A 12,024-nucleotide genomic window follows, 5' to 3' on the forward strand; every position below is an offset into this window, starting at 1 on the left:
CGCGGCCGGCGCCGGGAGTCTGCTCCCGGCGCCGACCGGCCGACCAATCGACCAATCGACCAATCGACCAGAGGATGTCCGTGAAGCTCCCCCAGATCGAGTACCGGTCACCGGTTCGCCTGTGCGACGCGGTCGACCTGTTGGCCGGGTCGGACCAGGAGGCGGTGCCGCTCGCGGGCGGTCAAAGCCTGATCCCGCTGCTGGCCGCACGGGCCCGCCGGCCTCGGGTCCTGGTCGGCCTGGACCGGATCGACGGTCTGTCGTACCTGACCACCTCCGCCGACTTCCTGGAGATCGGCGCGATGACCCGCCAGCGCACGCTGGAGACCGACGCCGCCGCGGCGGCTCCGCTGCTGGCGGCAGCGGCCGCCCGCACCGGACACGTCTCGGTGCGCAACCGCGGCACCCTCGGCGGCACGGTGGCCTTCGCCGCGCCGGGGGCCGAACTCCTCACCGCCGCCGTGGCGCTCGACGCGCGGCTTCGACTCACCGGGCCCGGCGGCGACCGCGAGTGCGATCTGCGGTCCTGGATCACCGGCCCGTACACCACCGGGATCGCTCCCGGCGAGCTGGTCGTCGGCATCCGGGTGCCACTGCGGCGGGGGCGGAGCGGGCAGGCGCTGCAGGATCTGTCCCACCCCATCGGCGGCCGGCCGGTCGCCTGCGTCGCGGCCGTCATCGACGCGGAGCCGGACGGGACCGTCCGGCTCGCCGAAATCACAGTCTCGTCGCGGGCCTCGGCCCCCACCGTGGTCGATGTCACCGCCCGACTGGCGGACGCCGAGGAGGCCGCCGCCGAGACCGTATCGCTCGACGGCCCCGCCATCGCCGTCGAGACCAATGGACCGCCAGCGGCCTACTGCCGCGACGCCGCCCGGGTGCTGACCCGCCGGGCGCTGTCACAGGCGATCACCCGGGCCCGCCTGCTCCCCGAGCCCCGGAGGGAGGTGGCATGAACCCGCGCGACACGGGCTTCACTCCGGCCGACGGCAGTGCCACTCTCGCGGACGAGTTGCGCGAGCGCCACGGCCGCAAGAGCGTCCGCCTCGGGTGCGAGGAAGGCGTCTGCGGCTCCTGCACGGTGCTGATCGACGGTCAAACGGCCCGCTCCTGCACAGTGCTCGCCGCCCAGGCAACCGGCTGCGAGGTCCGGACGGCCGAGGACGCCGCCGACGACCCGCAGCTCCGCCACCTCCAGGAGGTGTTCTGGCGGGAGCACGCCTTCCAGTGCGGCTTCTGCGCCGCTGGCATTCTGCTGGAGAGCCGCGCGCTGCTCGCCGAGAATCCTCGCCCCACCGAGGAGCAGGTGCGCGCGCGACTGGCCGGCAACCTCTGTCGGTGCACCGGCTACCAAAGCATCGTGCGGGCGGTCCTGATCGCCGCCGACACCCTCGCGATCGACCCGGAACCGCAGCCCCCGACCGGACCGGAGCACGAGGGCATCGGCGCCCCGGCGCTGCGCGCCGAGGACCGCGCCTTCCTCAACGGCGACGCCCGCTATGTGGGCGATCTCGACCTGCCGGGCATGCTCCACGGCCGCTTCGTGCGCAGCCCCCACCCGCACGCGAGGATCACCGGGATCGACGTCTCGCCGGCCCTGGCCGCACCGGAGGTGGTCGCCGTCTTCACCGGCGCCGACCTCGCCGGCACGCTGAACCCGATCGTGGTGGGCTGCCCGCTGCCCGGCTACACCTCACCGCGGTTCGCCCCGCTGGAGTCCGAACAGGTCCGGTTCGAGGGCGACCCGGTCGCCCTCGTCGTCGCCACCAGCACCCGGGCGGCCGAGGACGCCGCCGAGCGGGTCGTGGTCGGCTACCAGGCGCTGGATCCGGTCCTGGACGCCAGAGCTTGTGCCGCGGGCGACACCACACCCCTTTTCGAGGAGATGGACGGGAACGTCCTGTACGCCGAGCACCGCGCCCACGGCGATATCGAGGCCGGATTCGCCGGCGCCGCGCGCGTGCTGCGGCACCGGATCCGCCAGGAGCGCGCCCAGAACTCGCCGCTGGAAGCGCGCGGCGGCCTGGCCGCGTTCGACCCCGCGACCGGCCGGCTCGGCTACGACGTCGCCTCCCAGTCGCCTAACTCGCACCGCGCCTTCCTCGCCGAAGTGCTCGGCCTGAGCCAGGAGTTGATCCGGGTGCGGGTGCCGCGGAACATGGGTGGCTCGTTCGGCATCAAGGGAGGGGTGTACCGCGAGGACGTCGCCGTGTGCTGGGCGAGCATGCGCCTGGGCCGGCCGGTCCGCTGGATCGAGGACCGGCGCGAGCACCTCACCGCGGCGGGTCAGGCCCGGGGCGAGGAGGTCGACATCGAGGTGGCGCTCGACGCGGACGGTACGATCCGCGCGCTGCGCGCCGCCCTGATCGTCGATCAGGGCGCCTACCCGGTCCCGCCGATCGCCAGCGCCGTCTTCGTGGCCATCGTCCGCTGCCTGCTGCCCAACAGCTACCGCATCCCGGCCTACGAGTTCAGCGGCCGGCTGGTGCTCACCAACCGGACGCCGTACGTGGCCTACCGGGGGCCCTGGGAGATGGCCACCTTCGCGGCCGAGCGCACCATGGACCTGATCGCCCGGGAGCTCGGCGAGGAGCCGGCGGACTACCGGTTGCGCCACCTCCTCCCGGTCTGTGGCCCGGAGCCGCGCACGGTCACCGGCGCGCTGCTGACCGATCTGCCCCAGCTGGGTTCGACCCTGTGGCTGGGCCGGAGCGAGGCCGGGGTGGAGACCTTCCGCAAGGAGCAGGCCGGGGCCCGGTCCGAGGGTCGGTTGCTGGGCCTGGGCATCACCACGCTCCTCGAACCCGCCCCCGGCCCGTGGAGCCTGAGTGAGGCGGTCGGCTCGCACATGGGCCCCGAACCGGTCCGGCTGGTGCTGGCGCCGACCGGGCGGTTGGAGATCCGGACCGCCCAGATCCCGCACGGCCAGGGCCACCTGACCACACTCTCGCAGATCGCCGCGAGCACCCTGGGCCTGCCCCTGAGGGAGATCGAGGTCATCTGCGGGGACACCGCCGAGGTCCCGTACAGCCTGGCCGGGACCGGGGCCAGCCGGGCGGCGGCGCTGGCGGGCGGGGCGGTGCTGAGAGCCTCCCGCAGGCTGCGCGAGCGGCTGCTGACCGCCGCCGGCCTGGAGACCGGCCACCCGCCACACGAGCTGGACCTGGCCGCCGGGCAGGTCGTCTCGGTGGCCAACGGCAGCGTGCTGACCGACCTGCCGGGTCTGCTCCGCCGGCACTTCGACACCCCGGAGGGCCGCGCCCGGCTGGACGTGACCGAAGTGTTCGACGGCGCGGAGACCGGCTGGGCGGAGGCCACCCACTGCTGTTGGGTCGAGGTCGACCCGGACCTGGGCACGGTGTCGATCCGCCGCTACGTGATCATCGCCGACAGCGGACGGATCATCAACCCGGCGATCGCCGATGGGCAGTTGCGCGGCGGGGCGGTGCAGGGCATCGCGACCGTGCTGCACGAGCGGTCCGGGTACGGCTCGGACGGCCGGCAGCTGTCCACCGGGCTGACCGAGTACCTGCTGCCCACCGCGCTGACCGTCCCGGACATCGAGATCGTTCACCTGGATTCCGAACGGCCCGGTGACGTGCCCTTCCGCGGCCTGGGCGAGGGAGGCGCGGTGCTGGCCCCCTCCGCCGTGGTCGCCGCCGTCGAGGACGCGCTGGCCCACCTCGGCATCCGCCTCACCGAGCGGTACCTGCCCCCGTGGCGGATCCGCGAGCTGCTGGCGGCCCATCAGACCGATACCGTCGCACCGGAGTGCCGATGAGACTGAGCAGGATCCCCCACAACGAGCTGTTGGGACAGCCGCTGCCGCACCAGGACTCCGCAGAGGCCGACCTACCCCAGCAGCTCGGACTCGCCCGGTTCACCGACGCGGGCTTCCCTTGGTTCTCGCCCGTCGGGCAGCGGCTGGTCACCAACATCCAGCAGGTGGTGCGCCGGGAGATGGAGCTCCTCGGGTACGCCGAGTTCCGCGGTCCGGCCGTGAGCCGGATCGACACGGTGGCGCCGGCCGGCTGGCTGGAGAAGTACGCCGACGAGCTGATCGGCTTCGCCGAGCCGTACGAGCAGTACACGCTGGCCGCCACCAGCGAGGAACCGCTGCTGTCCTACCTCGGCCGGTCCGGCCTGGGGTCGCACCGGCAGCTGCCGATGCGGCTGTTCGAGTTCCGGGAGATCCTCCGGTTCCGCGACCGGCCGCAGGGCATCTACAACTCCCGGCAGTTCCAGTGCTGCCTGTTCGCCAGCCTGGACGCGAACCACGCCGGCTACCTGCGCAGCGCCCGGCACGCCCAGGAGACCGTACGGGCGGTGCTGGACGCGCTCGGCCTGCGGGCCGAGCTGGTCAGCGACGAGAGCACCGGCGGCTTCGAGTTCATCTTCCCCTACGCCCGGGGAGACCGGCCGCGCAGCCGGACCATCCCCTACCACCGCGACGCCGCGCGGGAGACCAGACCCGAGGACGAGAATCCGCAGGGCGGAATCGCCATGGGCTACGGCTACCAGCACGTCGAGAAGTTCGACGTCAGGTTCCGGGACGAGGACAACCAGGTGCGGGTGCCGGTGATGGGCACCTACGGCATCGGCATCCAGCGCTGCGTGCTGGCCCTGCTGGAGCAGCACCGCACCCCCGATGGCATCGCCTTCCCCGCCGCCGTGCGGCCGTTCGACGTGCTGGTGACGGCGCAGAAGAAGTCGGCCGAGGCGGCCGAGGCGGCGGTCCGGGCCTACACCGACCTGCTGCGCCACGGGATCCGCGCGGTCGTGGACGACCGGCACGGCGCATCGTTCGGCGGGCGGATGCGCTTCGCCGACGCCGTCGGCATCCCCTGGCGGGTGGTGGTGAGCGGCACCGACGAGGAGGGGCTGGAGCTGCGGGGCCACCGGGCCAGCGCCGAGGAGCCGCGCCGGCTGTCGCCCACGGCGCTGCGCGAGCAGCTGATCCGGCGCGGGCGTGAGGAGTGGGCGGATCAGCCGATCCGTCCGATCGAGACGATTGGAGTGAGCCGATGACCACCGAGGCCATCACGACCACATGGCCCGCCCTGCTGCCCGCCAGGGCCAGGCTCGGGGTATGGGCGCCCAGTTGCCCCGGCCCGGTGCTCTTCCCGCGCCGCTTCGAACGGGGCCTGGCCGCACTGCGGACCCAGGGGTACACCGTCCGGGTCGGGCGGTCGTGCAAGGCGGCCGAGGGCGCTGGCACCTTGCGCCCGGAAGCAGCCGCGGAGGAGCTGCACACCATGCTGGAGGAGGTCGACGGTGTGATCGCCGCCGTCGGCGGCTGGACCCTGACGCCCGTGCTGCCCCACCTGGACTTCGAGCACATCGGGCGGGCGGCCAAGCCGCTGGTCGGCTACAGCGACCTGACCTCGGTGGTCAACCTGATCCCGCAGCGGTCCGGGCTGGTCGCCTTCCACGGACCGATGGTCATCTCCGAATGGGGAGAGGCCGACGGGCCGTGGGAGCTGACCGCCATGGAGTTCGACCAGGTGCTCGGCCGGGAGCACGACTGGACCGAGCGGACGGTCGGCGTCGCGGCCAAGTGGTCGGACGAGAACCTGTTCTGGGATCGCGAGGACACCCGGCGCAGGCAGGGCAACAGCGGTGAGCAGCGGACCCGCACGCTGCGTCCGGGCGAGGCGGCCGGGCCGTTGTGGGGCGGTTCGCTGCTCGTGCTCGGCCTGCTGCTGGGCACCTCGCTGTGGCCCGAGCCAGAGCAGGGCTCGCTGATCTTCCTGGAGATCGACGGCATGTCGCCGGACGAGCTCTGGGCCCGACTGGAGCAGTTCAGTCTCTCGGGCGTCTTCCGCCGGGCGAGCGGGGTGCTGGTCAGCAGGGTCAGCGGCCCGGGGAAGACGCCGTCCGGCTTCGGCGGGTACGACGAGGTGCTCCGGGAGTGCCTGCCGCAGTCGCTGCCGGTCGCCGCCGGGTTCGATCTGGGGCATGCCGACCCGATGTGCACGCTGCCGGTCGGCGGACGGGCGCACGTGACCTGCCCGGTCGACGGCACGCCGCGGCTGCGTCTGCTCCGCGATCCCGCGGCGGTCTGATCGGAGGTCAGGCACAGGTACAGGTGCGCGGGCCGGGCTCCGGCAGGTGTGCGGCCTGCGACGTGGCGGCTTCCGCGATGGCGAAGCCGCGTACCAGTTCGTGCAGGTGATAGTGGCCGGGAGTGGGCAGCGGGCGGAGCAGACAGGCGTCGACGAGCTCTTCCAGGAGATCCTCTGCCTGCAGCAGCGGGACCGCGGCGAGGCTCGCGGCGGTGTCACTGTCGAACCCGTCGGCAGGGGCTGTGCCCAGGCTCAGCAGCATCCGCTGCTGATCGGGACAGAGCTGGCGGTAGGAGAGCCGGATCTCGCCGGCGACGCTGCGATCGGCGAGGGCTGGCTCCCGCAGCCGCCGCTCCCCGCGGCGCATCCGCCAGGTCGCGTAGGTCAGATTCCAGTCGCGACGATTGCCCAGCCGGGCGCCCGCGATCCGGATCGCCAGCGGGAGGAAGCCGCACTGGGCCACCAAGGTGCGGGCCTGCTCGGCGTCGTCGATCCGGTGGGTGCCGATGATCTTGGCCAGCAGGTCCATCGCGTCCTGCTCCGGGAAGGTCCCCACCGACAGCGGGACGGCGCCGTCCAGATCGTTGATCATCACCCGGCTGGTCACCAGGACCAGGCACCCGCCGGTACTGAGCAGCAGCGGGCGGATCGCGGCGGTCTCCCACACGTTGTCCAGCACCATCAGGAAGTGGCGGCCGGCCACGCTCCTGCGCCACATCGCCTGCCGGCAGTCGAAGTCATCCGGGATGTCCTGTGGCGGCGTCCCGAGCGAGAGCAGCAGCCGGCCCAGCGCGTTGGCCGGCGACAGCGGCCCACCCTCACGGGTGAACCCCTGCATGTCGACGAAGAGTTGGCCGTCGGGGAAGGCACCCGCGAGCCTGTGCGCGGCGTGCACCGCGAGCGCGGTCTTGCCCACCCCGGGCATGCCGTTGATGGTGACCAGGGCGGGAGCCTGCTCCGAGACGCCGGTGCCCAGGCGGAGCAGAATGTCCAGTTCCTCCTGCCGGCCGGTGAAGTCCGGGAGGTCATAGGGAAGCATGCCCTGGATCGGCGCGGCCGTCCCCGGCGAGGAGAGTGCCACCGCCGGGGGTGTCGGCGCGGCCGGCTGCTCCGGCGCGACGGTGGCAGTCTCGCGGTCCGCGTCGCCGGGGCGGGTGGACTCGGGCACCAGCAGCCCCGGATCGTCGTTCAGAATCCGTTCCTGCAGCCGGCCCAGCGCGACGCCGGGGTCGATGCCGAGTTCGAGCAGGGCCGCCCGCCCCTGGGCGAACACATTGAGTGCCTCGGCCCGCCGGCCGATCCGATAGAGGGTCAGCATCAGCCGTTCGCACAGCGCCTCGTGCAGGGGGTGCTCGTCGACCAGGGACTGCAGCACCGGCACCAGGGCCCGGGCTTCACCGCGGGACAGCCGCAGGTCGATCCAGCGCTCGGTGGCAACCAGCCGGCGCTCGTCCAGATCCCGGCCGGCACAGGTCATCACCGAACCGGTCATCCCGGCCAGAGCCCTCCCGCGCCACAGCTGCAACGCCGAGCCCAGGTGGGCGATCGCGGCATCGGAACGGCTGTCGGCGACCGCGGCATCGGCCCGGGCCAGCAGCACCTCGAACCGTCGCGCGTCCAACTGGCTCTCCCGCAGCACCAGCCGGTACCCGGGCGGCTCGGTGACGATCTGCATCCCGTCCGGCAGCCTCCGGCGCAGATCCCACACCATCTTGCGCACCTGGTTGGAGGCGGTGAGCGGCATCTCCTCCTCCCAGGCGGCCCGGACCAGGCGAGAGATCGGAGCCACCCGGTTGGCGGACAAAAGCAGGGTGGCCAGGACCTGGCGCTGCTTGGTGCCGCCCGGATTCAGTCGGCCGGACGCGTCCCAGACCTCCAGCGGGCCGAGCACCTTGAACTCCAGGTCTCGCACGCTTTCGCCGGTACCGGCGTCGACCTCTTCCTGAACACGCATGGATGAACTTCCGATCCTCTGGCAGGGCGGTTCTTTGGAACGGTGGCAAGCCTGGCAGCCGCCGATCTACGCCACATGTCAGTCTCCATTGACAGGTATTCAGATACGGTGGACGGGTTGTCGGTTGCCGGACGAGTGCATCCGTGTGGGGTGGTGGCTTGGGCGAGCAGGCTCAGCGCGGTCTGCGAGGCCGAACCCGCCACGGCGGCGACCGCGACGAGTCGCTGTTCTTGCTCGTTCGGGACCGGCATGGCCTGCTGGGTGACGTCCATGGTCCGACGAGCGGATGCCGCATCCGGTAGGCCGCGATGTCCCAGGCCCGGACCCGGTGCTCCGGCCAAAGTTCGGTGAACTCCTGGCTGTGCATGACCAGTTCACCGATCAGAGCGGCCAGCAGCGGATCGTCGGGGGTACCGGCCGACGGCGGGCCGCCAGTCTCCCAACCGCGTCTCAGGCCATTTTCGGCCAGTCCTCGTACAGCTCCCGGGTGTGGGCGTCCCGAAACACCAGCCGCGCGGTGTCCGGACGCCGGGCGGGTCCTCTGGGCTCCTCGGGTCGAGGTGCCCGGCGAAGAGCGCATGCCCGGTGCGGTTCCCCATCAGTTCGTCGCTGCGTCGGCCGAGCACAATGACCGTACAGGTGCCGGCGTTCGATCGCGTCCAGGCGAAGTGCCCTGGCGAGCGCATCGAATACCTCCGTCGAGGCGTTGAGCAACTGCCCCTGCTCAAGCCGCGTGTAGTACGACTCGCTCACCCCCGCCAACCGGGCAAGCTCGCCCCGGCGCAGGCCCGGCACCCGCCGCCGCCCATCGAACTCCCGCAACCCGACGTCCGACGACTGCAGTTGCGGCCGACGCACCCGTAGGAACCGTCCCAACTGCGACTTGCTCTTCATGGCATTGAGTATGGACACGGGCGGGGGCGCGTTGCCTGCCCCTGCCAGTGCCAGGCAACGCGGCTTGAGGCGGAGCCGGGCCTGACGCCCCTAGAATGAGTCTCCCGTCGTGATGTCGGCCTGAGCGCCGCCGCGACACCCTGCAGCTTCACCGAGAGGACGGTCTCCGGTCCCATGCGCTGGTCCCAGCTGTACGTGCCCACTCTCCGGGAGGACCCGGCGGACGCGGATGCGGTGAGTCACCGCCTGCTGGTGAGAGGAGGGTTCGTCCGGCAGCTGATGGCCGGTCACTACTCCCTGCTGCCACTGGCCGTGCGCGTCCGGTCCAAGATCGTGGACATCATCCGCGAGGAGATGATCGCGATCGGCGCCCAGGAGTTTATCCTGCCGGCGCTCCACCCAGCGGAGATCTGGCAGCGAAGCGGCCGATGGGAGGTGATGGGCGAGGAGATGTTCCGACTCAAGGACCGCAAGGGTGCGGACCTGGCGCTCGGCATGACGCACGAGGAGATCTTCACCGTCCTCTCCCAGGAGCTGCGGTCCTACCGGGACCTGCCGCAGATCTGGTACCAGTTCCAGACCAAGTTCCGCGACGAGGCCCGGCCGAAGAGCGGCCTGCTGCGGGTGCGCGAGTTCACTATGAAGGACTCGTACAGCTTCGACATCGCGGCCGAGGGCCTGGACCGCTCGTTCGACCTGCATAAGGGCGCTTACGAGCGGATCTTCGAGCGGCTCGGCCTGCCGGCCATCGCCGTGCAAGCGTCCAGCGGGAGCATGGGCGGTAGCGCGTCGGTGGAGTTCATGAGCCCCTCCGAGGCCGGCGAGGACCTGGTGGTTCGCTGCCCGGGCTGTGGCTACGCCGCTAACACCGAGAAGGCGACCTCGGCCCTGGCCGCGGTGGCGGACGGCCCCGGCTTGGACGCTCCCGAGCCGTTCGACACCCAGGAGGCCCGCACCATCGAGGAGCTGACGCGTCTTCACGATGTCTCATCCGAGCGTCAGATCAAGACGCTGGTGTACGTCGTCGACGACCAGCTGACCCTGGTCCTGATGCGCGGCGACCACACCCTCGTCGAGCAGAAGCTTATCGACACCCTCGCCGCCACCGCGCTGCGGCCGGCGACCGCAGAGGAGATCCAGGCCGCGCTCGGCGCCTCCCCCGGCAGCCTCGGCGCCGTCGGCGTCACCGGACTGACGGTGCTCGCGGACGAGGCCCTGCGCGGCCGGACCGACATGACCACCGGGGCCAACACCGATGGCGTCCACCTACGCGGCGTGTCCGTCGAGCGGGACCTTGCGGTGCAGCGGTGGGCGGACCTTCGCGAGGTGACCTCCGGCGAGCCCTGCCCCCAGTGCGGCACGGCCCTTGAGGTCGTGCGCACGATCGAGGTGGGCCACATCTTCAAGCTCGGCCGCAAGTACACCGAGACCCTGGGCGTCAACGTGCTGGGACCGGACGGCGACCGGGTGGTGCCGATCATGGGCAGCTACGGCATCGGCGTGGAGCGGGCGCTGGCCTCCATCGTGGAGACGCACCACGACGAGAAGGGCATCGTCTGGCCGGTGGCGGTCGCGCCTTTCGAGGTCGCGGTGGTGGTGCTCGGCTCCAGCGACGAGCGGGTTACCGAGGCCGCCGAGACGCTCTACCGACAGCTGCGCGGCGAGCGGGTCGACGTGCTGCTGGACGACCGAGACGAGCGGCCCGGCGTGAAGTTCCGCGACGTCGAACTGGTCGGCATCCCGTACCGCATCACGGTCGGGGCTCGCGGTCTGGCGGAGGGCGTGGTGGAGGTCACCACCCGGGCGACCGGCGAGACGCAGTTGGTGCCGGTAGCCGAGGCGGTAGAGCACGTCCGCAAGCTGCTGCCCGCTGACGTGTGAGGTGCTGAGTCCTTAGCTCGGTAAGTAGCGTTCCGGGATAGCAGCGGAGGTTCTTCGCGATGCTGCGCGCCTGGGTCTCGTAGTGGCCCATGGCGCGCAGCTTCGCTTCCAGGCTGTCGTCGGGTGTCGTCAAGTTGATGGTCGGTTGAGTGGTTCGTCCTGGGGTGGCGCGTGTCGGCCCGGGGGGGGTGCTCTGGTTCAGTCCGTGGTGGCCGTGCCGGCGACGTTCCTCCACGTGGCGAAGCGCTCGTTCATCTCCTCGCGATAGTGACTGGCTGTCATCAGATGGCGGCGGGGACGGAAGTGCGGGGCGATGCAGCTGAACGCTGCGGGGAACCGCTGGGCGACCCCCAAGGACCTGACGACTGGCCCGTCCGACCCAGCAAAACCGTAGGACCCGATCAAGTTCAGTAGCTGTCACTGCTGGGGGTTTCGCGGCCGGGGGCGTTGCGAAGGCGCTTGATCTTGCGACTGGACTGGGGCAGGCGTACTGGGCGGGTGACAGCAGGTTGGCGTCCGGGTCTTTGAACCAGGCGATGCGGTGGCCGCCCGGAGCGGTCCACAGTCCGTCGGCGTCCTGGCCAATGCCCTCGAACACCACGAACTCGACGGCATGCTGCGCGAGTTGCGTCATCACACGGGCGATGTCCGGGACGACCCAGCCCAGGACAGTGAACGGCTGGGGCTCGAACGTCTCGACGTGGGTGACCCGGATCGTCGTGCCCGCGCCCGCCAGCACCAGCGCGAACCCCTCGTGTTTCGCGGTTCTCGGTGGTCATGTTCCGGCGAGTGCCCAGGCGGTGAGGACGGCCTGGATTTCTTCGGGTTGTGCCTGGTGGGTGTGTGGGTTGCGAAATTTGTGGGCGATGATGGTGCGGCGGAGTTTGGCGGTCATGTCCTCGAATGAGGGCTGGGTCTTGGTGGTGTACCAGCGGGCCCGGGTTCGGTGTTCGTCGGTGTCGGCGGGGTGGTGGCCGGTCAGCGTGTACCAGGCGATCACCACGGTGTAGGCGAGCAGGTCGAAGGGGACGGTGCGCTCCACCGCGCTTGGGGTGCGGTTTCGGGCTTCGCCGACGCCCAGGGTCTGGCGGGCGTCGTGGAACGCGGTCTCAATCGCCCAAGCACAATGCACTTAGGGTGTAGCTCGAATGCGGTGAGATCGCTGACCTTGTCCTCTTGCTGATAGGCGGTCAGCTGCTGGATCGTCGTTGTTGGGCGGGCGGCGACGGT

9 protein-coding genes and 1 pseudogene are annotated in these 12,024 nt (G+C 71.3%); 5 read left to right on the forward strand and 5 right to left on the reverse strand.

Annotated elements, in window-relative coordinates:
- The first annotated feature begins 80 nt into the window (after positions 1–80).
- Genes ABH925_RS33035 through ABH925_RS33050 form a run of 4 tightly spaced genes read left to right on the forward strand, consistent with a single transcriptional unit; the run spans position 81 to position 6,065 of the window.
- The gene (locus tag ABH925_RS33035) at positions 81–956 is read left to right on the forward strand and encodes a xanthine dehydrogenase family protein subunit M (protein ID WP_370154095.1); all 876 of its coding nucleotides are present in this window, start codon (positions 81–83) and stop codon (positions 954–956) included.
- Entirely contained in the window at positions 953–3,781 is a 2,829-nt protein-coding gene (locus ABH925_RS33040) for a molybdopterin-dependent oxidoreductase (RefSeq protein WP_370154098.1), read from the forward strand. The genes ABH925_RS33035 and ABH925_RS33040 overlap by 4 nt, the downstream gene beginning before the upstream one ends.
- The gene (locus tag ABH925_RS33045) at positions 3,778–5,028 is read left to right on the forward strand and encodes an aminoacyl--tRNA ligase-related protein (RefSeq protein WP_370154101.1); all 1,251 of its coding nucleotides are present in this window, start codon (positions 3,778–3,780) and stop codon (positions 5,026–5,028) included. The genes ABH925_RS33040 and ABH925_RS33045 overlap by 4 nt, the downstream gene beginning before the upstream one ends.
- Positions 5,025–6,065, forward strand: a complete 1,041-nt coding sequence (locus tag ABH925_RS33050) for an LD-carboxypeptidase (RefSeq protein WP_370154104.1) — start codon at positions 5,025–5,027, stop codon at positions 6,063–6,065. Before ABH925_RS33045 ends, ABH925_RS33050 begins: the two co-directional genes overlap by 4 nt.
- Positions 6,066–6,072: 7 nt before the next feature.
- Here the strand turns inward: ABH925_RS33050 and ABH925_RS33055 are convergent, their stop codons facing one another.
- From ABH925_RS33055 to ABH925_RS33065, 3 genes are all read right to left on the reverse strand, one after another.
- Complete coding sequence (locus tag ABH925_RS33055; RefSeq protein ID WP_370154107.1) at positions 6,073–8,019, reverse strand: BTAD domain-containing putative transcriptional regulator; 1,947 nt, start codon at positions 8,017–8,019, stop codon at positions 6,073–6,075.
- A 172-nt stretch (positions 8,020–8,191) separates the two neighbouring features.
- Positions 8,192–8,386, reverse strand: a complete 195-nt coding sequence (locus ABH925_RS33060) for a hypothetical protein (RefSeq protein WP_370154109.1) — start codon at positions 8,384–8,386, stop codon at positions 8,192–8,194.
- 83 nt (positions 8,387–8,469) lie between these two features.
- Positions 8,470–8,913 (reverse strand): helix-turn-helix domain-containing protein, encoded by a 444-nt coding sequence (locus tag ABH925_RS33065; protein WP_370154112.1) that lies wholly within the window; start codon positions 8,911–8,913, stop codon positions 8,470–8,472.
- A gap of 174 nt (positions 8,914–9,087) precedes the next feature.
- On the opposite strand from ABH925_RS33065, the gene ABH925_RS33070 reads away from it, so the two are divergent.
- Complete coding sequence (locus ABH925_RS33070) at positions 9,088–10,794, forward strand: proline--tRNA ligase (RefSeq protein ID WP_370154115.1); 1,707 nt, start codon at positions 9,088–9,090, stop codon at positions 10,792–10,794.
- Between the two features lie 198 nt (positions 10,795–10,992).
- On the opposite strand, the pseudogene ABH925_RS33075 reads toward ABH925_RS33070, so the two are convergent.
- Positions 10,993–11,154 (reverse strand): annotated as a pseudogene (locus ABH925_RS33075) (IS6 family transposase); the annotation flags it as partial.
- Between the two features lie 415 nt (positions 11,155–11,569).
- Complete coding sequence (locus ABH925_RS33080) at positions 11,570–11,836, reverse strand: hypothetical protein (RefSeq protein WP_370154118.1); 267 nt, start codon at positions 11,834–11,836, stop codon at positions 11,570–11,572.
- Between the last annotated feature and the right edge of the window lie 188 nt (positions 11,837–12,024).

This window comes from Streptacidiphilus sp. EB129, from assembly GCF_041262645.1.
In the GTDB taxonomy this organism is placed as follows: Bacteria; Actinomycetota; Actinomycetes; order Streptomycetales; family Streptomycetaceae; genus Streptacidiphilus.